Raw genomic sequence first — 21,386 nt, 5'->3', positions numbered from 1 at the left:
AATTCCCGATAGTCCCTTGAGCAATGGCACCGTGCGGGAACATTATCCGGAAATCATGACGAGCGGGAACCGCTTCGACGCAGAGGCGACTCGCTCATATTTGGTCGCCAGGGGAATGTTGACTGAGAACATCATGCGATATTGTTACCGGCCTTTCGATATCCGGTGGATCTACTGGGAGCCTGAAACAAAATTGTTGGATGAGAAACGTGCAGAATACATGAAAGATATATCGGATAAGAACCATTGGTTAGAACTTCGCGAAAAACAGACTAAAAGCAACTTCGATCGAGGATACGTTGTTCAAGCTTTGGCCGACAACATGGGCAACGGGCTTTCGAGTTACTTTCCGCTTTATATCCAAGACGGCAGCTTGTATGCCAATCAGGAGATCGGTTCGTCTCAGACATACCGTAAAGATCCCGTTGCATCGGTGCTCGGTTCATCTTCGCAGGGCCAATCAACCTTAAGGTGTAATGTAACGGGGCGGGCTGAAAAATACCTCCATGCCGTAGGTTGCCCTGCGAATGACATGTTCTTTCATGTGGTCGGGATACTCAATTGTAACCTCTACCGAACACAAAACGCTGATCCTCTCCGTCTTGACTGGCCGCGGATTCCGCTTCCTCAGTCGGCTGATTTGATTTCTGCATCCGCTCAATTGGGGCGCAAAGTTGCGGATTTGCACAATCCCGCAGTTCACATCGATGGCGTTTCCTCCGGAAAAGTAGCGCTGGAGCTGCGCTCGATCGGCACGTTGCGCAGACTGGGCGACGGTCCCCTGGATCTCGGCCTTACCGCCCGCTGGGGCTATGCGGGCCAGAAGGGCGTCACCATGCCGGGGCGGGGCGACGCGCGGGAGCGGGAATTCTCCGACGACGAGATGGCGGCGCTCACCGAAGCGGCGGCCGTGCGGGGCCTGCTGCCCGGCGACCTTACGGCGCTGCTGGGCGGGTCCACCTACGATATCTTCCTGAACGGGACCGCCTACTGGTCGAACGTTCCCGCGCGTGTCTGGAACTACACGATCGGCGGCTATCAGGTGATCAAGAAGTGGCTGAGCTACCGGGAGCAGGCCCTGCTCGGACGTCCCTTGAAACCGGAGGAGGCCCGTTACGTGACCGAAGTGATACGGCGGATCGCGGCGCTGCTCCTGCTGGAACCGGCCCTGGACGACAATTACCGCGCGGTCGCCGCCGCCGCCCGCCGCTGGACCGAGTAACTTCATGGGTCGGGGCTGGTCACGGCTGCTGACCGGGGCTCCCCGGCCGCTCCGGCTGGGCGACATGTTCCGGGTCGGGCATGGGTTTCCCCGCCGCCGCGTCGATGAGGACGAGATCGACTTCCTGCGGGTGCATTACGAGACGGATTGCCCCGGTCTCGGCCATGTGGTCGAGATCGTCGACGACGGCATGATCTTCGAACTGTGGGGCCATCTCTTCACGACGTCCGAACCGCCAGCCTCCTCCCGGATCCGGCCGCTCAACCGGCTCGGACGGCTCCTGGCGCCAGAACGTGCGGGAGAATTCATCCTGCGCCGGGAGGTCCGCAGGCATCAGGTCACGATGGATCCCGCGCCGCGACGCTCCAGGCAGTGGCTTGTCCGGACATGGCTTCGCCGCACCCGCGGAGAACTTCCCATCCTGGAGGCCCTGGGCGGACGCATCCACCCTCCCGTCCGCCGCTGGCTCAAGGCCTGGACCTTCCGGCGGTTGCGGCGGCTGGGCGTCATGCCGCCCCATTCCGGCTTCCTAGATCACGGCATGCTGATCGACCGGATCGGCGCCACGGTCGAACTGACCTATGCCGGACGCGAACGCACCCTCTGGCTCGACCATATCCTCCTGCACAAGAACCATTCCATCCATCTGACCGGAATCGACCTGGAGATCGACGAGAAGCGGACGTTCCGCCTGGACAGGGTACAGGAATTGGTGCTTCCCGGAGTCGGATCGGTCAGGGACGAAGACCTGTACTGGGAACTGAACGCCCTGCTCTCGTCCCGGGAAAGCTGGCTTCGGCACTGGAACCGGCGCCAAGGCGAACTGGGGCGTCCGCCGGGGCCGCCGATCGGACCCGTCGGGCGTGCAGTGACGCGGGGGATGGCCCTGGCCGGCGCCCTGGCGCGCTCCTGCTCGCCCGAGGTGCTGTCGCGGGCCATCCGTTCGGCGGTCGGCAAGGCCAGGAGATGGCTGGCCGGAACCATCGGGTGGCGGCTGCGGGTTCTCCGGGAAGTCCGCCGCCGTCCGGTTCGGGCCGTGGTTCGGCGATCCCTTCCGGCGGCCGGCATGCCGGCTTGGAGACGGCGGTTGCTTCGGGCCGTCGAAACCCTCGAGGCCGGGGGCCGGGAACAGATCACCTGCCTGCTGCCCCTCGGCAGGCTGATGGATGATCCTGCCCTGGGGCACGCTTTCCTCAGGCATCTCGCCCGCGTGACGCTGACCGAGGCGATCCTTGATCCCCATGGGCATCCCCTGGCGCCGCGACTGCTGACCGAGGCGCTGATGCTGTCTTCCGGCATGCCACGCCCGGTCTCGGAGATCGAGTGCGAGAAGGCCCGGTCGCTCTTGCGGCGGGTCCGGGACTTGCAGCCGGGCTGGAGGAGGAAGGGACTCCCCACCGCTTGTCAATGATCCGAGTAGTGTCTGGGGGTGCCCCTTACGTCCGATGATTATGGTTCCCGACGGCCCGACACGCGTCAAGCCTGACCCTGCGGGTCACCGCCGATGGCGGCACGGGCTTGACTCGTGCCGTTCCGCCGGAAGCGCCGCCTCCATCGGATGTAAGGGACAGTATCACCTCCGCCCAGTTTCAGAGGCTTGCTTCAGGCGGCTTGGCGTGTCCGCCCGGCGCGTTGCGGGTCGTACAAGCCGCGGCCACGCAACATGGCGCAAGCGGTTTCCAGCAGCCGGTCGCCGACCGTGCGCAACGCCCGGCCATGACTGTGGCCGGCTTTGCGCAGGGCTTGATAGCGCACCTTGCAGGTGGCGTCGCATTGGACCGCGACACGGCTCCAATGATAGACTGCGTCGCGCAGACGCTGGCAACAGGCCTGACGCATCAGCACGATGCAACTCTTGCCACTACGCCGGGTCACCGGCGCCACGCCGGCCAGCGCCCGCAGGGCTTGATGGTCACCCGCCTTCAGGGGCTCGCCGGCCTCGACCAGCAGAGTGGCGCAGACGATCCTCCCAACCCCCGGCAAGGAGCGCAGGATCGTCACGTCGCTCTGCTGTGGCGGCTGCCCCGGCACCGCCTCCGGTTCCTCTGGAGAGGCCGCCAACTCGGTCAGGATCTGGTCGACCCGCCGCTCGGCCGCCGAGATCTGGCGGTTGACGAGGCGCAGCCGGTCGCGCAAAGCGCCGACATGGGCGCTCGCCGCCTCGACCGTGCCGGACGCCACCGTCAGCGCCGGACGACGCAGGCGTCGCACCACTTCGGCGGCGTCGAGCCGGCGAATCCGATGCTTCCTCAGCAGCTTGGCGATCGTGCTCTCGCGCACCCGGCGCGCCTTGGCCGGCGTTGGCGCCAGCGCCCAAAGATCCAGCAACCATGCCGCCGACAGATCGTCGGATAGGTCCAGAATCTGCGGGTAATAGCGCCAGAGCTGCTCGCGCATCCGATTGGTCAGGCGAACGCGCTCGTGCTTACACTCCTCGGTCATGCGCAGCCGTTCGCGCAGTTCGATCATTCTGGGCTCATCCCGCCTCAGGCGCCGGAAGCAGCGGGTATCGGTGCGCAGGCTGTCGCCCAACACCCGGGCATCGCGCCGGTCGTCCTTGGCTCCGGAAACTGAAAATCGGTCCCGGAAGCGGTCGAGTTGCTTGGGATTGATGGCGTGCACCGCGAAGCCGCGTTCCATCAGGCTCTCCACGACCGGACCGTGGGGCAGTTCGATGCCAATGCCGATGCGTTCCGGAGCGGCGCCCGTGGTCTCGATCAGCCAAGCCGCCAGACCGGCCAGTTCCTCGCCACTGTGGCGCACCGCGCGCTCCCCGCGTACCACGCCACGATCATCGACCAGGCAGACCTGATGAACCTCGCTCGCCCAGTCGATGCCGACATACCAGTCGAACATCTCACTCATTCAAGGGCTCCCATCCAAATGGGCCGCCGCAGCCTGGATCCACCCCTGTACTGGCGCTCGCTTGGCGCTGACTCCCCACTGGGCCTCAGCCGCGGCCTTGAACCGCCCCGGGATTCCCGGAGGCCGATTTAGTTGAGTCACGCCGCTATGGCGACGTCCTCGGTTTGAGCATAGTAGCGCGCTTCGGCCTCGGCGGGCGGGATATTGCCGATGGGCTCGAGCAGGCGCCGGTGGTTGAACCAGTCCACCCATTCCAGGGTGGCGAACTCGACGGCTTCCAGGGTGCGCCACGGTCCGCGGCGCCGGATCACCTCGGTCTTGTAGAGGCCGTTGATCGTCTCGGCCAAGGCATTGTCATAGGAATCGCCAACGCTTCCCACGGAGGGCTCGACGCCAGCGTCGGTGAGACGCTCGGTGTACTTGATAGCGACATATTGCGACCCGCGATCGGAATGATGAATGAGACCGCTGCCTTTGGCAGGTCGGCGGTCGTGAAGCGCCTGCTCCAGGGCATCCAGCACGAAGCCGGCGTGGGCGGTGCTGGAGACCCGCCAGCCGACGATCCGCCGGGCAAAGGCGTCGATGACGAAGGCCACGTAGACGAAGCCCTGCCAAGTCGCCACATACGTGAAATCCGCCAGCCACAGGGTGTTCGGGCGGGGCGCCCGGAACTGACGGTTCACCCGGTCGAGCGGACACGGCGCCGCCAGGTCGCTTATCGTCGTCCGTACCGTCTTGCCGCGTGTCACCCCCTTCAGCCCCATACGCCGCATCAGGCGGGCTACCGTGCAACGCGCCACGGCAAGGCCTTCCCGCCGCAACTGCCGCCAGACCTTCCGGACCCCGTAGACCTGGAAATTCTCATCCCAGATCCGCCGGATAACCACGCTTATCTCGGCATCGCTTCGCCAGCGGGCCGGCGCCTTTGACGGGTCAGTCCGCCGGGCGGCATGGGCGCGGTAGGTCGACGGGGCGATCGGCAGCACCTTGCAGATCGGCTCGACCCCGTGGACGGCGCGCTGCTCGTCGATGAAGGCGATCATTTCCGGAACGGGCGGTCGAGCTCCGCCTGGGCGAAATACGCCGATGCCTTGCGAAGGATCTCGTTTGCCTGGCGCAGCTCACGGACTTCGCGCTCCAGCGCCTTGATCCGCTCCTGCTCGTCCGTTGTCGGACCAGGCCGCTTGCCCTGGTCGCGCTCGGCCTGCCGGACCCAGCCCCGCAGCGTCTCCGCCGTGCAGCCGATCTTGGTCGCGATCGAGCTGATCGCCGCCCACTGCGACGCGTGCTCGCCTTCGTGCTCGAACACCATCCGAACCGCGCGTTCGCGGACTTCAGGGGCGTACTTGGGTGATGCCTGTTTCGTCATGATGACCCCAGTCTCTCAAGAAATGGGGCCTCCGGTAAACCCGGCGCGGTTCACCTGCCGCCGGGGCACGCGTCCCCCCCAGGTGTTCGTGACACAGGGGGCAAAAGGTTGCTCCCGGCGGATCGGCCCGATCAGTCAACGGCGCTATGATACCGCTGACCATTCGACCCGTGAAGGGTACAGGGGGCTATGCCGGGCATCGTCCGGGCAAGGACAACCGGCTGGTGCTTTGCGACTGTTATCTCAATGCGCTTTATGCGAACGAATGGTCGTTCGAGAGGCAGGAGATCGGCGGCGAATGGTTCGAATTCCCGGTGGATGCTCCCCTTCGCCGCTACCGTTACCGCACCGTCGCCCACTTCGTCGCACGGTGGGAGAACTCCCGCTATCGCCTAGACCGCACGTCCATACCGCGGATCTGCATGATCATCGACTGGTGGGACGCCGCCCTGGACCGCCCCTCCGACTCGGTCGGGTGAGGATTGTGCGGCCACGGAACCGCGGAAGGCAGCTGTCCATCAATCGGTCCTGCGCGGCGCGAAGACCGCTTTCAGGCTGGCTGTGTCGAGGATGCGGTCGGCCCACAGGTCCAGATCGTCGTCGGGTGCCCGGAGCACGCAGTGGAGAGTAGTCTCCGGCAAGTTTCCGAAGCGGCGGCGAAGCTGGCGCAACAGGATTTCGGCCTTGCCCTCGGCTCTACCCTCGGCCTTGCCCTCGGCCTTGCCTTCGGCTCTACCCTCCGCCTTTCCCTGGACCCTGCCGATCTGGATGCCTTCGGCCATCCATTGTTCCGACGCGATGGACATGACCCTCTCCTCCTGGCCCGGCAGGATCTCTCCGAGCATCCTGCTCAGCAGCCTTCGAAATCCCCTACACTGCAGAAGCCATCAAGCTTGGCTGAGCATTGGTCCGTCAATTAATTCTGCGCGGCGCGAAGATCGCCTCCAGATTCGACGCATCGAAGATGCGATCGGCCCACAGGTTCAGATCGTCGTCGGTTGCCTTGAGCACATGCTGAACCGTAATCTCCGGCAAGGTTCCGAAGCGGCGACGAAGCTGGCGCAACAGGATCTCGGCCTTGCCCTCGGCTCTTCCCTCAGCTCTTCCCTCGGCCTTGCCCTGAACCCTGCCGATCTGGATGCCTTCGGCCATCCATTGTTCCGACGCGATGGACATAACCCTCTCCTCCTGGCCCGGCAGGATCTCTCCGAGCACCTCTCTCAGCAGCCCCGGCGGTATCTCGTTGGGCTCGGCGACAATGTAGCGCACGAGGGTTATCAAGTCATCGACGCTGAGGGCCGCCGCCGCGCGGCCGAGCGTCAGCAGCTTGGTCCGCAGGTCGCCGTTTCCATCCCCGTGCTTGAGGATCAACAAACCGATCCTCAGGGCCTTCTGGCGGGACAGGACGGCGTCGTCGATGCGGCCCAGGTCGGCCAGGGAGTAGCGGAAATCGACAACGTGGGGCCGCAGCGCCTCGTCGTCGAAATCGAGTGCGTCGGCGAAGCTGAGCGGCACCTGCCACTCGGACCGTCCGTGATAGACCACCAGCGGCATGATCAGCGGCAGGCGCCGCCGTCCGTCGTCAGCGCTGGCGCCGGCGTGCCGCAGCCACCATTCCCAGATCCGGACCATGTATACCAGGAGCTGCAGCCCGACGTCGGGATCGGGAGAGGACTTGTGCTCGACCAGGACGAAGATGAAGGCGTGCCTGCCGTCCCGGATGCGGACCCGATAGAGACGGTCGGTGCGATACTCCCGCAGTTCGCCGTCGACGAACGACGTGTTCACCAACTCCGGCGCGTCCGGCCCGAGCCGGTCGGCGACCTCGGCCGGCAGCCTTTCCTTCAGCAGTGTACCGGCGGCGCCCGGCTGGTCGAGCAGGAGCTTGAAGAACTGGTCGTGGCGCCGGATGATGCGGGGTGACATGGGGTGGTTGCCGCCGTATGCGAAGGAATACTTCCCTTACGCGCAGCGGCGGCAACTACGCAAGCATGCCGGGCACCCGGCCCGGCCTCCCGGCCTGCGGCATCTTCACACCGTCAGGTACCGTCTTACTTCGGTTTCCACCATGCCGGCCTTGGGGCCGGCCAGCACCACCTCGCCGCGGTCCATCACGGCGAAGTGGTCGGCGAGGTCGCGGGCGAACTCGAAATACTGTTCGACCAGCAGGATCGCCATGTCGCCGCGATCGCCGAGCTTCCGGATCACCGCCTCGATCAGCTTGATGATGGAGGGCTGGATGCCTTCGGTCGGCTCGTCCAGGATCATCAGGCGCGGGCGGGTGACCAGGGCGCGGGCGATGGCGAGTTGCTGCTGCTGTCCGCCGGACAGATCGCCGCCGCGCCGGTTCAGCATGGTCTTGAGCACGGGGAACAGCTCGAAGATCTCGTCCGGGATCGTGCGGTCCTTGCGAGGCAGGGGAGCGAAGCCGGTCTGGAGGTTTTCCAGCACGGACAGCCGGGGAAAGATCTCGCGCCCCTGGGGCACATAGGCGATGCCGCGCCGGGCGCGGTCGTGCGGCGACAGGCGGGCGATGTCCTGTCCCTCCCACAGGATACGGCCGTGGCGGATCGGCTCCAGCCCCAGCACCGCGCGCAGCAGGCTGGTCTTGCCCACGCCGTTGCGCCCGAGCAGGCAGGTGACGGCGCCTTTCGGAGCGTTCAGCCCGACCCGGCGCAGGATATGGCTGGCGCCGTAATAGAGGTCCACGTCTTCGACGGTCAGCATCGTTTCAGCGCCCCAGATAGACTTCGATGACGCGATGGTCGGCCTGCACGGTGTCGATCGACCCTTCGGCCAGGACCGATCCCTCGTGCAGGACCGTCACCTTGGCGCCCAGCGCCCGGACGAACTCCATGTCGTGCTCGACCACCACGACGGAGCGTTCCCGCGCGATGTCGAGCAGCAGGCGGGCGGTCGTCTCGGTCTCGTGGTCGGTCATGCCGGCGACCGGTTCGTCCAGCAGCAGGAGCTGGCCCTCCTGCATCAGGAGCATGCCGATCTCCAGCCACTGCTTCTGGCCGTGGCTGAGCGCGCCGGCCTTCTCCGTCCGGCGGTCGCCTAGCCCGATCACCCCCAGGATCTCGTCGATCCGGCGGGCCTGCTGCCCGGTCAGATGGAAGAACAGGGTGGCGAAGGTGCCCCGATCGGTCTTGAGCGCCAGCTCCAGGTTCTCGAACACGGTCAGGTGCTCGAACACCGTGGGTTTCTGGAACTTGCGGCCGATGCCCAGGTTGGCGATCGCCGCCTCGTCCAGCCTTGTCAGGTCGACAGTGCCGTTGAACAGCACGTCGCCGGTGTTCGGCTTGGTCTTGCCGGTGATGACGTCCATCATGGTCGTCTTGCCGGCGCCGTTCGGGCCGATGATGGTGCGCATCTCGCCCTTGTCGATGACCAGGCTCAGGCTGTTCAGCGCCTTGAACCCGTCGAAGCTGACCGAGACGCCGTCCAGGTACAGGATCGAGCCGGCCGGCTGGCGGACGGTGCGGACCGGCGTCGCCTCGACCGGCAGGGCCAGTTCAGCGGCGTCAGGCGCCGTGCTTGCTCGCAGCATTGCCGCCGATCTCCTTGGATGCCGAAGTGGTTTTCAGGGCGATCCTGTCCCTGAGCTGGCCCGCCAGCCCGACGATCCCGCGCGGCAGGAACAGGGTGCAGACGATGAAGAGGGCGCCCAGGAAGAACAGCCAGAATTCGGGCGCCGCGCCGGTGAAGAAGCTTTTGGCGCCGTTGACCGTGAAGGCGCCGAGGATCGCGCCGAACAGCGTGCCGCGCCCGCCGACCGCGACCCAGACCGCGATCTCGATCGAGTTGCCGGGCGAGAACTCCGACGGGTTGATGATGCCGACCTGCGGCACGTACAGCGCTCCGGCGACCCCAGCCAGCATGGCAGACACGGTGAACACGAACAGCTTGGCGTTGGTCACCGAATAGCCCAGGAAGCGGACGCGGCTTTCCGCGTCGCGGATCGCCATGAGCACACGGCCCAGCTTGGACGTGACGATGAAGCGGCTGATCAGGTAGCCCAGCGCCAGCACCAGGGCGGACGCGACGTACAGCCCGATCCGGGTTCCCTGGTCCTGGATATTGTAGCCCAGGATCTCCTTGAAGTCGGTCAGGCCGTTGTTGCCGCCGAAACCCATCTCGTTGCGGAAGAAGGCCAGCATCAGGGCGAACACCATCGCCTGGGTGATGATCGAGAAATAAACGCCGGTGATGCGCGACCGGAAGGTCAGCCAGCCCAGCGCGAAGGCCAGCAGGCCGGGCACGGCCATCACCATCAGCATGGCGAACCAGAATTGGTCGAACCCCCACCAGTACCAGGGCAGCTCGCTCCAGTTCAGGAACACCATGAAGTCGGGAAGCTCGGCATTGCCGTAGACTCCCCGGGTACCGATCTGGCGCATCAGGTACATGCCCATGCAGTAGCCGCCGAGCGCGAAGAACGCGCCGTGGCCCAGGCTGAGCGCCCCGGCATAGCCCCAGATCAGGTCCAGGCTGAGGGCCAGCAGGGCGAAGCACAGGTACTTGCCGAGCAGGCTCAGCATGTATGTGGGAACGTGGAACGGGCTTTCCGGCGGCAATGCCAGGTTCAGCACCGGCACCAGCACGACGGTGAGCGCCAGGAGGATCAGGAAGACCTGCCAGCCGCGGCGGGATTCCAGGGTCGCGAGACGCGACATCAGCAGCATGGCTTCAGGCCTCCGCGGCGCGGCCCTTGAGCGCGAACAGGCCGCGCGGGCGTTTCTGGATGAACAGGATGATGAAGACCAGGATCAGGATCTTGCCGAGCATGGCGCCGGCATAGGGTTCGAGGAACTTGTTGAAGATGCCCAGCGTCATGGCGCCGGCCAGCACGCCCCACAGGCTGCCGACCCCGCCGAACACGACCACCATGAAGCTGTCCACGATATAGCCCTGGCCCAGGTTGGGGCTGACATTGCCGATCTGGCTGAGCGCGACGCCGGCCACCCCGGCGATACCGGAGCCGAGGCCGAAGGTCAGGGCATCGACCCAGCCGGTGCGGATGCCCATGGCCGACGCCATGTTCCGGTTCTGCGTCACCGCGCGCATCTGCAAGCCGAAGGGCGTGTAGCGCAGCAGCGCCGCCAGCCCCGCCAGGACCGCGATGGCGAACAGGATGATCGCGATTCGATTGTAGGTCAGCACCATGCCGGGCATCGCCTCCCAGGCGCCGGTCATCCAGCCCGGGTTGGAGACCTCCTTGTTCGGTGCGCCGAAGATCGCGCGCACGGCCTGCTGGAGCATCAGGCTGATGCCCCAGGTCGCCAAAAGCGTCTCCAGCGGCCGCCCGTACAGGAATCGTATGATGCCGCGCTCCATCACGACGCCGACGGCGCCCGCCACCAGGAAGGCGGCCGGGATGGAGACGATCAGGTACAGGCCGAAGAAGTCGGCGGGAATCCATTCGCGGAAAAGCTGCTGCACCACGACGGTGGTATAGGCGCCCAGCATGATCATCTCGCCATGGGCCATGTTGATCACACCCATCACGCCGAAGGTGATGGCGAGGCCGATCGCGGCGAGCAGCAGGACCGAGCCCAGGCTGATCCCCTGGAACAGGTTGAGTGCAAGCTCGGTCATGGCCAGGCGCGTGTCGATCCGGGCCAGCAGGTCGGTCGCGGCGGCGCGCACCCGGGCATCCGGCTCGGCGAAGCTGCCATCGCCGTTGACGGCGGCCAGCGGGGTCACCAGCGCGCGCACCTCGGGGGTCAGCCGCCGGGACAGGTCGTTGACCGCGGCCAGCCGCTCCTCCGGGTCGGGGCTGCCCAGGCTCATCTTGGCGAAGGTCAGCGCCATGGCGGCGCGAACGTCCTCGACCGTCTCGCGGGCCAGCGCCTCGCGGAGCAGCGCCGCGGCCTCGGGCGTGCGGTCCCTGGCCATGGTCTCGGCGGCGGCGAGCCGCTTGGCCGGATCGGGGTTGTTGATCTGCAGCCGGCCGATGGCGCCGGCCAGCGCGGTGCGCAGCGCGTTGTTCACGTTGATGCGGGTCAGGTCGCGGCTCGATGCGGTTCCCAGGGACTCGCCGGTGACGGCGTCGGTCAGGGCGATGTCGCGCCCGGAGCCGCCGATCACCAGCCGGCCGTCGTCCTTGCGGGTGTAGAGACGGTTGTCGGACATGGCCTGGAGGACCGGCGTCGCGCGATCGTCGCCCAGCCGCGCCAGCGCTTCGATGGCGGCCACTTTCTCGGCGAAACCCGGGGCGGCCAATCCAGCGACGGCGTCGCCATAGTCGTCAGCCCAGGCGGACGAGGCGGCGAACGCGCCGAGCGTGATGCCGAAAGCGGCGGGACCGCAAACCACCAGGGCGGCCAGCATGACGGCATGAAGGCCGCGCAGGACCCGGGCGGCCGTCGCAAGGCATGGATTCAGGATGGTCAAGGAGCTTTCCCCCGGCGTGCGGCCCGCTGAAGGGCCAGATGGCCTCCCTCCGGAACGGGTCCGGAGGGAGGCCACGGGACGGGCCGTTACTTGGCGTAGGCGCTGAACTTGGGGTCGGTGCAGTTGCCGCAGACCCAGGGGAAGGTCCAGTCGGCCGTCAGCTTTGCGGACTCGGGGATGTAGGGGCTCCAGGCGGCGCCCTTGATCGCCTCGTCGGTCTGCGACACGATCGAGAACTGGCCGTCGGCCTGGATCTCGCCGATCATCACCGGCTTGGACAGGTGATGGTTGGTGTTCATCACGACGTCGTAGCCGCTGGGGCTGCGCACCTTCTGGCCGTACATGGCCTGGCGGACGGCGTTCACGTCCGTGGTGCCGGCCTGCAGGACGGCCTGGGTCCACATCTTGAAGCCGATATAGTGGGCTTCCATCGGGTCGTTGGTGACGCGCTTCTCGTTCTTGGTGAAGGCGTGCCACTGCTTGATGAAGGCGTCGTTCTCCGGCGTGTCCACCGACATGAAATAGTTCCAGGCGGCGAGGTGGCCGACCAGGTTGGACGTGTCGATGCCGGCCAGTTCCTCTTCGCCGACCGAGAAGGCCACGACCGGGATGTCGGTCGCCTTGATGCCCTGGTTCGCCAGTTCCTTGTAGAACGGGACGTTGGCGTCGCCGTTGATGGTGGAGACGACGGCGGTCTTCTTGCCGGCCGAGGCGAACTTCTTGATGTCGGCCACGATCGTCTGCCAGTCGGAATGGCCGAACGGCGTGTAGTTGATCATGATGTCGTCCTTGGCGACACCCTTGGAGATCAGGAACGCTTCCAGGATCTTGTTCGTCGTCCGCGGATAGACGTAGTCGGTGCCGGCCAGGACCCAGCGCTTGACCTCGCCGCCCTCGGGACCCATCAGGTACTCGACCGCCGGGATCGCCTGCTGGTTAGGAGCGGCCCCGGTGTAGAACACGTTGCGGGACGACTCCTCGCCCTCGTACTGCACGGGATAGAACAGCAGCCCGTTCTTCTCCTCGAACACCGGGAGCACCGACTTGCGGCTGACCGAGGTCCAGCAGCCGAACACGGCCGCGACCTTGTCCTTCTCGATCAGCTCCCGCGCCTTCTCGGCGAACAGCGGCCAGTTGGACGCGGGGTCGACCACCACGGCCTCGACCGGCCGACCCAGCAGGCCGCCCTTCTTGTTGAGGTCGTCCACCATCATCATGATGGTGTCCTTCAGCGTCGTCTCGCTGATCGCCATCGTGCCCGACAGGGAATGAAGCACGCCGACCTTGATCGGTTCCGCCGCCTGGGCCACCCCCGCAAGCAGTGCCGAAACCGCGACGGCGCAGCCCAGCGCCGCAGACTTGATGCCGCTTTTGAACAGTCCCATGCTCTCGCCTCTAACTTTTTCGTGTTTAAAGCCCGGCGGCGCAGGAGCAAATTCGGGGCCAGAGAGGCAAGGGCAGGGCAAGGGACGGCATCGCTCGCCCGGAGGCGGTTACGACGAAGGTGGTGCCTCCGTCATGTGGCTAATTTTCGGGCATGAGATCAAAACTGCGGCAAAAAACGCCGCATTTATGCAATGGGCGTTGTGTTTGGAAGGTTTGGCGGCGCGGCGGCGAAAGATCTGCTCTTCCGCCGCCGTTCAGCCCGGGAACGGCGTCAGCCGTTCGACGGGGAACTGGAGATGTCCTGGACCGTCTGCCCGACGACATCGTCGTCGTTGGTGCGGGCCGCCAGGTCGCCCAGCGAAATGATGCCCACCAGCCGCTTGTCGCTGTTCAGCACGGGCAGCCGGCGGACATCGTTCTCCGCCATCAGCTCCGCGGCTTCGCTGCTGTCCTGGTCCTCCATGCAATAGACCAGCTTGTCCGACATGGCCTCGCGGACGCGGGTGACCTTGGGATCGTGCCCTTCCGCCACGGCGCGGATGGTGATATCGCGGTCGGTCAGCGTGCCGACCAGGCGGTCGTCCTGTCCCACCGGCAGGAAGCCGGTATCGACATCGCGCATTTTTTGGGCGGCATCGCGCAGCAGCGTATCCGGATGGACGAGTTCGACTTCCGTGGTCATGATGTCCCGGATCTTCATCGTCATCTCCTTTCAGGCCAGACACCTCGTCGTCTGCCGAAAACCGGGCGTGGAAACGGAAAGTTCCCCGTGTCCGCCCGCGTCATTCGACTCCGTGATAGGTCCCAGCAAGGCCACAGGAACTTTCCTCCGGGCATTCCGTTGCACACCTGACGGTCCAGGTCGACTTTCCGATCGGGCGGACAGACCGCGGCATTCGAACCGCGAAGACCACTCCCGACTCCCCGAGAGACCACGCCGTTGCCTCAGTTCCAATGATGGAAGGGGTTGCGCATGCACCACTGGCTGTTGTGGAGCCGGTTCGTCGCCTTGAACATGGTCGGCGTCGCCGGGCTGTTTCTCGTCTGGGTCAATGGGTGGGTCGATCGCGTCCTGGTGGCGGACAGCAGCCGGATCAGCGTGCTCATCTTTCTGCTCTTCGTCGTCGGCCTGATGGCCAGCGCCTGGCGCATCAACAAGGTGACGCAGGAACTCGACAACCTGCGGACCGGCAACACCCCGATCTCCGAAGGCGGGCGGCTCGCGACCTACCGGCGGGCCCTGGAGACCGGCGGCGCCAGCGCCACGCGCGCGCTCGAACTCCGGCTCTTCTCCCGCATCGCCTTCATCCGGCACATCGCCAACGCCCTCGTGCTGCTCGGGCTGGTCGGCACGGTGGTCGGGTTCATCATCGCCCTGGGGCAGGTGAACGCGGCCAACGCCAGCGACGTCAACGCCATCGGCGGCATCGTCGGCACCCTGATCGAGGGCATGGGCGTGGCCCTTTACACGACCCTGGTCGGCTCCGTCCTCAACCTCTGGCTGGCGGCGAACTACCAGCTCCTGGCCACCGGCACGGCGAACCTCGCCGCCGCGTTGATTGACGCCGGCCATGCATGACCCATGGGATCCCGGAGACGACAGCGGAACGGTATTCCGGGACGTCATCCTGCTGGCCCTGGCGGGCTTCATGTTCGTCACCGTGCTGCTGCTGCCCCACGTCAATCCGAAGGGCAAGGAGTCGGAAGGTTCGACCGATCCGCCCGGCAACGTGATCGTCGAGCTGCGCTGGGACGACAAGCTGCGCACCGACGTCGACCTATGGGTCCAGGCCCCCGGCGACGTCCCCGTGGGATATTCCAACAAGAGCGGCCTGATCTTCAACTTGCTGCGCGACGACCTGGGCAGCCACGCCGACCCTACGGAAGTCAATTTCGAGACGTCGTTCAGCCGGGGCATTCCACCGGGCGAGTATACCGTGAATGTCCACCTGTTCCGAAATCTGGAAAACACATACCCTATCAACGTGCGGGTCGTGGTGCGGGTGAAATCCGACAACGAGGCCGGTGCGCGGCCTATCGCGGCTACTACGGTGAGACTTGATCGCGAAGGTCAGGAACTGACCGCCTTCCGGTTCCGTTTGACTGAAAAAGGCGAACTCGTGCCTAACAGCCTGAACAGCGTCTTCAAACCGCTGCGTTCGGCCAAGACATTTTAAATAAAAGAGGCTTGCTTGAGACGCTGAACCGACATCCGACTTCGTCAGGAACCCGCCATGGAAAACTTGACCTACCTGTTCGTCTTCGTCGCTGCCGTCAGTCTGATGCTTGTCTTGGTAGCGCTACGCTGGACCCGCTCACGGCTCGCAAGGGCATTGATCCTGGCCCTGTTCGCCCTGCTTCTGCCCGCGGCCTATGCCGCTCCGGCGTCCCTGCTCGGGCGGGCCAAGCCGGTCAGCCTCGAGTGGCTGGGCGCCCACGTCAAGGAAGCCTCCATCCTCAGCGCCTCCTACGTGGAGGGCGAGGCGATCTACCTGACGCTCCAGTGGGCGCAGGTTCCCAACCTCTACCGCATTCCGTGGGACCGCGACGCGGCGGAACAGCTCCAGCAGGCCATGCGGGATGCCCAGCGCGACGGCAGCACGGCGATGATGCGCCTGCCGTTCGAGCCGAGCTGGGACAGGAACGAACCCCGCTTCTACGCGCTGCCCCAACCCAAGATGCAGGAGAAGCAGGAGCCCGGCGGCGGCGGAGGGATCGAGTACCAGCGTCCCGGCCAAGCGGCGTGACCCAACGCTTTCCATCGGCATAATCCGATGCTGTGCATCCCTCGGATGCGTGCTAGGCTGATCCGGTTAGGACCGGCAACCAGCGTCGTTCGATATCATGCAGATGGATTATGAGAGCGCCGCGGAGGCACTCCCGCTCACTCGCCGAACGCTTGTCGGCTTGCTGGATCTCGCCGCCCATGCCATGGGGGCGCCGGTGGCCGTGCTGTGCCTCGACGGCGCCGGATCGATCTCCGTCGCCGCCTGTTTCGGCATCCCCGACGACAGGGCGGAGGCGCTGGCGCCGGACTTGACGGGGCTCCGCGACCGCCTGGACGCCTCCGGCCTGCTGGTCGGGCCGCTGCCGCTCGGCGGCAGTCCCGCCGCGGGCCTCCAGGTCCTGGCGGGGGCCGCCGTCGCCGGACCCGGAGGGGAGACGTTGGGCAACCTCTGGCTTTGCGGACCCGCCGGCAAGTTCGATCCGGACCGGCGGCAAGTCGAGAGCCTGCGCCGGATCGCCGGGCTGATCGGTATCGAGATCGCCGAACAGGTCGCCATGGACGGCCGGCTGGCGGCCGCCAGGGCGGAAGCGGAACGGGCGACGCGGGCCAAGTCGCGCTTCCTGTCCGCGGCCAACCACGACCTGCGCCAGCCTTATCAGGCCATCCACCTGTTCCTTCACCTGCTGCAGACCAAGCTTTCCGACACGGGCCAGCAGTCGCTGGTCACCCGCATCCAGGAAGCGGTGCAGTCGGGCGAGACGCTGCTGACCTCGCTGCTGGAATTGTCCACGCTTGACGCCGGGACCGTGCGGCCGGCCGTGGCCAGGGTCGCCGTGGGCGAGACGCTGGAGCGGATGATCCGGGAGTTCGAGGGGCCGGCCCTGGCCAAGGGATTGCGTCTGCGCTACGTGCCGTGCACCGCCACCGTCGTCACCGATACGGTGCTGCTGGAGCGGATGCTCAAGCACCTGATCGGCAATGCCGTCCGCTTCACGACCAAGGGCAGCATCCTGATCGGCTGCCGGCGGCGCGGCGACCGCCTGCGGATCGAGGTCTGGGATACCGGCCCGGGCATCCCTGAGGACAAACGGGCTGCCGTTTTCGAGGAGTTCGTCCAGATCGCCGGCGTGGGACCGCGCGACCGGGGGCGGGGGCTCGGCCTGGGGCTGGCGATCGTGGAGCGGACCGCGCGGCTGCTCGGCCATGGCATAAACGTCAGGTCGGTCGTGGGGAAGGGATCCGTCTTCGCCCTCTCGATCCGCATCGCCAAAGACGTCGCCGAACAGCCGGTGCCGGATCGGATCTCGGTCCTGCTCCTGGGCGACGACCCCGTCCAGGTGACCGCGCTGCGGGTCATGCTGGAAAGCTGGAATTGCCCGGTCGCCACGGCCGCGGCACCGGAAGCCGGCGCCGCCCCTCCGGATGTCGTGATCGCCGAGCTTAGGCCGGAAGGCGGCGGCAACGGCCTGGAGGTGGTCGATGCGGTACGCCGGCGCGCGGGACGGGCGATCCCCGGCGTCGTGATCTCGGGCGAGGGCGGGCCGGAGCGCGTGAAGCTGCTGGGAGACGCCGACGTCTCCGTGCTGCTGAGGCCGTTCGGTCCGGATCATCTGAAGAACGTGCTGGAGGCCGTACTGATGCGCCCGGTCGGACCGCGATGATCAATTACGTGTGAAACAATCCATTAACATTGACAGTCACTCTCCCGGTCGGGCTATTCTGCGGGCCATGACATCTCGGCGCCGGTAGTCGCGCTTGAAAGAGCTGTCCGAAGAAAAGACGCTTACAGGAGGCTTATAATGCATCAAGCACTGCGCGGAGCAGCCCTCGGGTTGGCTCTCGCGGCGGGCTTCGCTTCACCGCTCGCGGCAAAAACTCTGGTTTATTGCTCCGAAGGGAGCCCGGAGGGTTTCAATCCTGCGTTTTTCACGGCGGGCACGACATTTGATGCGACGTCGCGGCAGGTCTTCGACAAGCTCGTCCATTTCGAGCGCGGCACGACCACGATCGTTCCCGGCCTGGCCGAGTCCTGGGAGGTGTCGGAGGAGGGGCTCGAATACACTTTCAAGCTCCGCAAGGGGGTGAAGTTCCACACCTCCAAATCGTTCAAGCCGACACGCGACTTCAACGCCCAGGACGTGGTCTTCTCGTTCGAGCGCCAGTGGAAGTCCGAGCACCCCTACCACGCGGTGTCCGGTGGCGCTTACGAGTATTTCAACAGCATGGACATGCCCAAGCTGCTGAAGAGCATCGAGGCGGTGGACGACTACACGGTCAAGTTCATCCTCAACGAGCCCGAGGCGCCGTTCCTCGCCAACCTCGCGATGGATTTCGCTTCCATCCAGTCGGCCGAGTACGCCGACCAGATGGCCAAGGCCGGCACCCAGACCAAGGTCGACCAGGAGCCGGTCGGCACCGGCCCCTTCCAGTTCGTCGGCTACCAGAAGGACGCCGTCATCCGCTACCGGGCCAACCCCGAGTACTGGGCGGGCAAGGCGCCGATCGATACGCTGGTCTTCTCGATCACGCCCGACGCCTCGGTCCGCTACGCCAAGCTGAAGGCCGGCGAGTGCCATGTCATGGCCTATCCGAACCCGGCCGACCTCGCCGCCATGAAGACCGACCCCGCCGTCAACCTGATGTCGCAGGAAGGCCTGAACGTCGGCTATCTCGCCTTCAACACCGAGAAGGAGCCCTTCACCAACGCCAAGGTGCGGCAGGCGCTGAGCATGGCGGTCAACAAGGACGCCATCATCGAGGCGGTCTATCAGGGCGCGGGCAAGAAGGCCAAGAACCCGATCCCGCCGACCATCTGGTCGTATAACGACGCGGTGGAGGACACCAAGTACGATCCGGAGGCCGCGCGCAAGCTGCTGGCCGACGCCGGGTTCCCCAACGGGTTCGAGACCGACCTGTGGGCCATGCCGGTGCAGCGGCCCTACAACCCCAATGCCCGCCGCATGGCCGAGATGGTCCAGGCCGACTGGGCGAAGATCGGCGTCAGGGTCAGGATCGTCAGCTACGAGTGGGGCGAGTACCTGCGCCGCACCAAGGACGGCGAGCACCAGACCATGCTGATGGGCTGGACCGGCGACAACGGCGACCCCGACAACTTCCTGTACGTCCTGCTGGGCTGCGAGGCGGTCGGCAGCGCCAACCGCGCCCGCTTCTGCCACCAGCCGTTCAACGACCTGCTGATCAAGGCCAAGCGGACGCCCGACATCGCGGAGCGCACGAAGTTCTATGAACAGGCCCAGGTCGTGTTCAAGGAGCAGGCGCCGTGGGTGACCGTCGCCCACTCCGTCGTCTTCGAGCCGATCCGCAAGGAAGTCCAGAACTACAAGATCGATCCGTTCGGCGGCCACATCTTCTACGGCGTGGACCTGCAGTAGAACCGATCGGAAGCTGAAGACCCCCCCTGTCCGCCGGGCAGGGGGTGATCTCGCTTTTCCGCAGACATAAAGCTGACCATGTTCCGTTTCATTCTGACCCGGTTCAGCCTGATCATTCCGACGTTCATCGGCGTGACCCTGCTGACCTTCGCGCTGATCCGGCTGGTCCCGGGCGACCCGGTCGAGCTGATGGCCGGCGAGCGCGGCATCTCCCCCGAGCGCCATGCCGAGCTGCGGGCCGCCATGGGCCTGGACAAGCCCCTGATGGTCCAGTACGGCACCTACATCGCCGACGTGGTGCGCGGCGACCTCGGCCAGTCGGTCGTGACGCGCACGCCCGTCCTGGACGAGTTCCTGACCCTGTTCCCGGCGACCATCGAGCTGTCGGTCTGCGCGATCCTGTTCGCCATGATCATCGGCCTGCCCCTGGGCATCCTCGCGGCGGTCAAGCGCGGGTCGATGTTCGACCACAGCCTGATGGGGATCAGCCTGACCGGCTATTCCATGCCGATCTTCTGGTGGGCGCTGCTGCTGATCCTGCTGTTCTCGGTCAACCTGGGCTGGACGCCGGTGTCCGGCCGCATCTCCGTGATGTACTGGGTGGAGCCGGTGACCGGCTTCATGCTGATCGACAGCCTGCTGTCGGACGAGGAGGGGGCCTTCGCCTCGGCCCTGTCCCACCTGATCCTGCCCGCCATCGTGCTGGGCACGATCCCGCTCGCGGTGATCGCGCGCATGACCCGGTCGTCGATGCTGGAGGTGCTGGGCGAGGACTATATCCGCACCGCCCGCGCCAAGGGGCTGGCGCCCTTCCGGGTGATCGCCCAGCACGCGCTGCGGAACGCCCTGATCCCGGTGGTGACCGTCATCGGCCTCCAGGTCGGCGTGCTGTTCGCCGGCGCCATCCTGACCGAGACCATCTTCGCCTGGCCGGGCATCGGCAAGTGGCTGATCGAGTCGGTTGCCCGGCGGGACTATCCCGTGCTCCAGGGCGGCGTGCTGCTGGTCGCCGCCGTGATCATGCTGGTCAACCTGCTGGTCGACCTGACCTACGGCATCCTCAATCCGCGAATCCGCCACGGGGGGCACTGAGCCATGGCCGTAGAGACACAGATCGACGCCGCGGCACCGGCCGGAGCGCCCTTGCCGACCCAGCGCCCACCGTCGCAGTTCGGCGAGTTCTGGCACTACTTCGCCCAGAACAAGGGAGCCGTCGCCGGGCTGGTGGTGATCGTGATCGTGGCGCTGGCCGCGATCCTGGCGGACGTGGTGGCGCCCTACTCGCCGACGGAGCAGTTCCGGGACTCCATCCTCCGGCCGCCGTTCTGGGCGGAGGGCGGCTCGCTGGCCTTTCCCATGGGGACCGACGACGTCGGCCGGGACATCCTGTCCCGCATCATCCACGGCGCCCGGCTGTCGCTGTTGATCGGCATCATCGTGGTGACCCTGTCGCTGGCGATCGGGGTGATGCTGGGGCTGGTCGCCGGATTCGCCCGCGGCGTCACCGACATCGCGATCATGCGGCTGTGCGACATCATGCTGGCCCTGCCGTCGCTGCTGCTCGCCATCGTCATCGTCGCGATCCTGGGACCCAGCCTGACCAACGCGATGATCGCGATCAGCCTGGTCGTGCTGCCGCACTATACCCGGCTGACCCGGGCCGCCGTCATCACCGAGCTGTCCAAGGACTATGTCGTGGCCAGCAAGGTCAGCGGCGCCGGCGTGCTTCGGCTGATGTTCATCACGGTGCTGCCGAACTGCACGGCGCCGCTGATCGTGCAGGCCACCCTGGGCTTCTCGACCGCGATCCTGGACGCGGCGGCGCTGGGATTCCTCGGCCTCGGCGCGCAGCCGCCGACGCCGGAGTGGGGGACCATGCTGGCCTCGGCCCGCGAGTTCGTCAGCCGCGCCTGGTGGGTGGTCACGTTCCCCGGCCTCGCCATCCTGATCACGGTGCTGGCCTTCAACCTGCTGGGCGACGGGCTGCGCGACGCCCTCGACCCGAAACTGAAGCGATAAGGGCAC

20 protein-coding genes and 1 other annotated feature are annotated in these 21,386 nt (G+C 66.0%); of the genes, 10 read left to right on the top strand and 10 right to left on the bottom strand.

Annotated elements, in window-relative coordinates; genetic code table 11:
- Nucleotides 1-16 precede the first annotated feature (16 nt).
- Both IGS68_RS17710 and IGS68_RS17705 read left to right on the top strand, forming a co-directional pair.
- Entirely contained in the window at nucleotides 17-1,222 is a 1,206-nt protein-coding gene (locus IGS68_RS17710; protein WP_201072047.1) for a type ISP restriction/modification enzyme, read from the top strand.
- A 4-nt stretch (nucleotides 1,223-1,226) separates the two neighbouring features.
- Nucleotides 1,227-2,633 carry a hypothetical protein gene (locus tag IGS68_RS17705; protein WP_201072044.1) on the top strand — a complete coding sequence of 469 codons (1,407 nt, stop codon included), beginning with the start codon at nucleotides 1,227-1,229 and terminating at the stop codon, nucleotides 2,631-2,633.
- Nucleotides 2,634-2,824: 191 nt separating this feature from the next.
- On the opposite strand, the gene IGS68_RS17700 is transcribed toward IGS68_RS17705, so the two are convergent.
- A complete protein-coding gene (locus IGS68_RS17700) occupies nucleotides 2,825-4,087 on the bottom strand; it encodes an IS110 family RNA-guided transposase (RefSeq protein ID WP_201070323.1) in 1,263 nt (420 codons plus the stop codon).
- Between the two features lie 137 nt (nucleotides 4,088-4,224).
- Nucleotides 4,225-5,456, bottom strand: a protein-coding gene (locus tag IGS68_RS17695) for an IS3 family transposase (protein ID WP_201072042.1) whose coding sequence is annotated in 2 segments (ribosomal slippage) — nucleotides 4,225-5,162 and nucleotides 5,162-5,456 — 1,233 coding nt in all. Because the reading frame shifts where the segments join, the coding sequence is not laid out codon by codon here.
- Nucleotides 5,056-5,172, bottom strand: a sequence feature (AL1L pseudoknot). It overlaps the preceding gene by 117 nt.
- Before the next feature lie 224 nt (nucleotides 5,457-5,680).
- Between IGS68_RS17695 and IGS68_RS17690 the strand changes: the two genes are divergently transcribed.
- Complete coding sequence (locus IGS68_RS17690; RefSeq protein ID WP_201072038.1) at nucleotides 5,681-5,935, top strand: hypothetical protein; 255 nt, start codon at nucleotides 5,681-5,683, stop codon at nucleotides 5,933-5,935.
- Between the two features lie 39 nt (nucleotides 5,936-5,974).
- Here the strand turns inward: IGS68_RS17690 and IGS68_RS17685 are convergent, their stop codons facing one another.
- The 8 genes from IGS68_RS17685 to IGS68_RS17650 all read right to left on the bottom strand — a co-directional run bounded on the left by IGS68_RS17685 (nucleotide 5,975) and on the right by IGS68_RS17650 (nucleotide 13,941).
- Complete coding sequence (locus IGS68_RS17685) at nucleotides 5,975-6,262, bottom strand: DUF4351 domain-containing protein (RefSeq protein WP_201072037.1); 288 nt, start codon at nucleotides 6,260-6,262, stop codon at nucleotides 5,975-5,977.
- A gap of 106 nt (nucleotides 6,263-6,368) precedes the next feature.
- The gene (locus IGS68_RS17680; RefSeq protein ID WP_201072035.1) at nucleotides 6,369-7,382 is read right to left on the bottom strand and encodes an Rpn family recombination-promoting nuclease/putative transposase; all 1,014 of its coding nucleotides are present in this window, start codon (nucleotides 7,380-7,382) and stop codon (nucleotides 6,369-6,371) included.
- Nucleotides 7,383-7,487: 105 nt separating this feature from the next.
- Nucleotides 7,488-8,183: an urea ABC transporter ATP-binding subunit UrtE gene (gene urtE, locus IGS68_RS17675; RefSeq protein WP_201072024.1), complete on the bottom strand. Its 696-nt coding sequence runs from the start codon at nucleotides 8,181-8,183 to the stop codon at nucleotides 7,488-7,490.
- 4 nt (nucleotides 8,184-8,187) lie between these two features.
- On the bottom strand, nucleotides 8,188-9,009 hold the full coding sequence (gene urtD / locus IGS68_RS17670; protein WP_201072021.1) for an urea ABC transporter ATP-binding protein UrtD: 822 nt from the start codon (nucleotides 9,007-9,009) through the stop codon (nucleotides 8,188-8,190).
- Nucleotides 8,984-10,144 carry an urea ABC transporter permease subunit UrtC gene (gene urtC, locus IGS68_RS17665; RefSeq protein WP_201072018.1) on the bottom strand — a complete coding sequence of 387 codons (1,161 nt, stop codon included), beginning with the start codon at nucleotides 10,142-10,144 and terminating at the stop codon, nucleotides 8,984-8,986. Before urtC ends, urtD begins: the two co-directional genes overlap by 26 nt.
- Nucleotides 10,145-10,148: 4 nt before the next feature.
- Nucleotides 10,149-11,855: an urea ABC transporter permease subunit UrtB gene (urtB, locus tag IGS68_RS17660; protein WP_247880950.1), complete on the bottom strand. Its 1,707-nt coding sequence runs from the start codon at nucleotides 11,853-11,855 to the stop codon at nucleotides 10,149-10,151.
- Nucleotides 11,856-11,941: 86 nt separating this feature from the next.
- Entirely contained in the window at nucleotides 11,942-13,240 is a 1,299-nt protein-coding gene (gene urtA, locus IGS68_RS17655; RefSeq protein ID WP_201072015.1) for an urea ABC transporter substrate-binding protein, read from the bottom strand.
- Between the two features lie 272 nt (nucleotides 13,241-13,512).
- A complete protein-coding gene (locus tag IGS68_RS17650; RefSeq protein WP_201072011.1) occupies nucleotides 13,513-13,941 on the bottom strand; it encodes a CBS domain-containing protein in 429 nt (142 codons plus the stop codon).
- Nucleotides 13,942-14,214: 273 nt separating this feature from the next.
- Between IGS68_RS17650 and IGS68_RS17645 the strand changes: the two genes are divergently transcribed.
- The 7 genes from IGS68_RS17645 to IGS68_RS17615 all read left to right on the top strand — a co-directional run bounded on the left by IGS68_RS17645 (nucleotide 14,215) and on the right by IGS68_RS17615 (nucleotide 21,380).
- Nucleotides 14,215-14,820 (top strand): MotA/TolQ/ExbB proton channel family protein, encoded by a 606-nt coding sequence (locus IGS68_RS17645; protein WP_247880949.1) that lies wholly within the window; start codon nucleotides 14,215-14,217, stop codon nucleotides 14,818-14,820.
- On the top strand, nucleotides 14,813-15,418 hold the full coding sequence (locus IGS68_RS17640; protein WP_201072008.1) for a hypothetical protein: 606 nt from the start codon (nucleotides 14,813-14,815) through the stop codon (nucleotides 15,416-15,418). Before IGS68_RS17645 ends, IGS68_RS17640 begins: the two co-directional genes overlap by 8 nt.
- 57 nt (nucleotides 15,419-15,475) lie before the next feature.
- Nucleotides 15,476-15,988, top strand: coding sequence for a hypothetical protein (locus tag IGS68_RS17635; RefSeq protein WP_201072005.1), 513 nt, complete (start codon nucleotides 15,476-15,478; stop codon nucleotides 15,986-15,988).
- Between the two features lie 97 nt (nucleotides 15,989-16,085).
- A complete protein-coding gene (locus tag IGS68_RS17630; RefSeq protein WP_201072002.1) occupies nucleotides 16,086-17,630 on the top strand; it encodes a hybrid sensor histidine kinase/response regulator in 1,545 nt (514 codons plus the stop codon).
- 138 nt (nucleotides 17,631-17,768) lie between these two features.
- Nucleotides 17,769-19,361, top strand: a complete 1,593-nt coding sequence (locus IGS68_RS17625; RefSeq protein WP_201071999.1) for an ABC transporter substrate-binding protein — start codon at nucleotides 17,769-17,771, stop codon at nucleotides 19,359-19,361.
- A gap of 78 nt (nucleotides 19,362-19,439) precedes the next feature.
- Nucleotides 19,440-20,453 (top strand): ABC transporter permease subunit, encoded by a 1,014-nt coding sequence (locus tag IGS68_RS17620; protein WP_201071997.1) that lies wholly within the window; start codon nucleotides 19,440-19,442, stop codon nucleotides 20,451-20,453.
- Between the two features lie 3 nt (nucleotides 20,454-20,456).
- Nucleotides 20,457-21,380 carry an ABC transporter permease subunit gene (locus IGS68_RS17615; RefSeq protein WP_201071995.1) on the top strand — a complete coding sequence of 308 codons (924 nt, stop codon included), beginning with the start codon at nucleotides 20,457-20,459 and terminating at the stop codon, nucleotides 21,378-21,380.
- Nucleotides 21,381-21,386 lie beyond the last annotated feature (6 nt).

Origin of the sequence: Skermanella sp. TT6, assembly GCF_016653635.2 — a bacterium.
GTDB classification, from domain to species: domain Bacteria; phylum Pseudomonadota; class Alphaproteobacteria; order Azospirillales; family Azospirillaceae; genus Skermanella; species Skermanella cutis.
Note: the sequence above shows the minus strand (reverse complement) of the source record. Positions and strands in the feature narration are given on the sequence as shown.

Excerpts from the sequence above, each read along its gene's own strand:
- urtC (WP_201072018.1), bottom strand. The coding sequence starts at position 10,144 with ATGCTGCTGATGTCGCGTCTCGCGACCCTGGAATCCCGCCGCGGCTGG.
- urtE (WP_201072024.1), bottom strand. The coding sequence starts at position 8,183 with ATGCTGACCGTCGAAGACGTGGACCTCTATTACGGCGCCAGCCATATC.
- IGS68_RS17685 (WP_201072037.1), bottom strand. The coding sequence starts at position 6,262 with ATGTCCATCGCGTCGGAACAATGGATGGCCGAAGGCATCCAGATCGGC.
- IGS68_RS17650 (WP_201072011.1), bottom strand. The coding sequence starts at position 13,941 with ATGAAGATCCGGGACATCATGACCACGGAAGTCGAACTCGTCCATCCG.
- IGS68_RS17700 (WP_201070323.1), bottom strand. The coding sequence starts at position 4,087 with ATGAGTGAGATGTTCGACTGGTATGTCGGCATCGACTGGGCGAGCGAG.
- IGS68_RS17640 (WP_201072008.1), top strand. The coding sequence starts at position 14,813 with ATGCATGACCCATGGGATCCCGGAGACGACAGCGGAACGGTATTCCGG.
- IGS68_RS17615 (WP_201071995.1), top strand. The coding sequence starts at position 20,457 with ATGGCCGTAGAGACACAGATCGACGCCGCGGCACCGGCCGGAGCGCCC.
- IGS68_RS17625 (WP_201071999.1), top strand. The coding sequence starts at position 17,769 with ATGCATCAAGCACTGCGCGGAGCAGCCCTCGGGTTGGCTCTCGCGGCG.
- IGS68_RS17620 (WP_201071997.1), top strand. The coding sequence starts at position 19,440 with ATGTTCCGTTTCATTCTGACCCGGTTCAGCCTGATCATTCCGACGTTC.
- IGS68_RS17645 (WP_247880949.1), top strand. The coding sequence starts at position 14,215 with ATGCACCACTGGCTGTTGTGGAGCCGGTTCGTCGCCTTGAACATGGTC.
- IGS68_RS17630 (WP_201072002.1), top strand. The coding sequence starts at position 16,086 with ATGCAGATGGATTATGAGAGCGCCGCGGAGGCACTCCCGCTCACTCGC.
- IGS68_RS17635 (WP_201072005.1), top strand. The coding sequence starts at position 15,476 with ATGGAAAACTTGACCTACCTGTTCGTCTTCGTCGCTGCCGTCAGTCTG.
- IGS68_RS17680 (WP_201072035.1), bottom strand. The coding sequence starts at position 7,382 with ATGTCACCCCGCATCATCCGGCGCCACGACCAGTTCTTCAAGCTCCTG.
- IGS68_RS17705 (WP_201072044.1), top strand. The coding sequence starts at position 1,227 with ATGGGTCGGGGCTGGTCACGGCTGCTGACCGGGGCTCCCCGGCCGCTC.
- urtA (WP_201072015.1), bottom strand. The coding sequence starts at position 13,240 with ATGGGACTGTTCAAAAGCGGCATCAAGTCTGCGGCGCTGGGCTGCGCC.
- urtD (WP_201072021.1), bottom strand. The coding sequence starts at position 9,009 with ATGCTGCGAGCAAGCACGGCGCCTGACGCCGCTGAACTGGCCCTGCCG.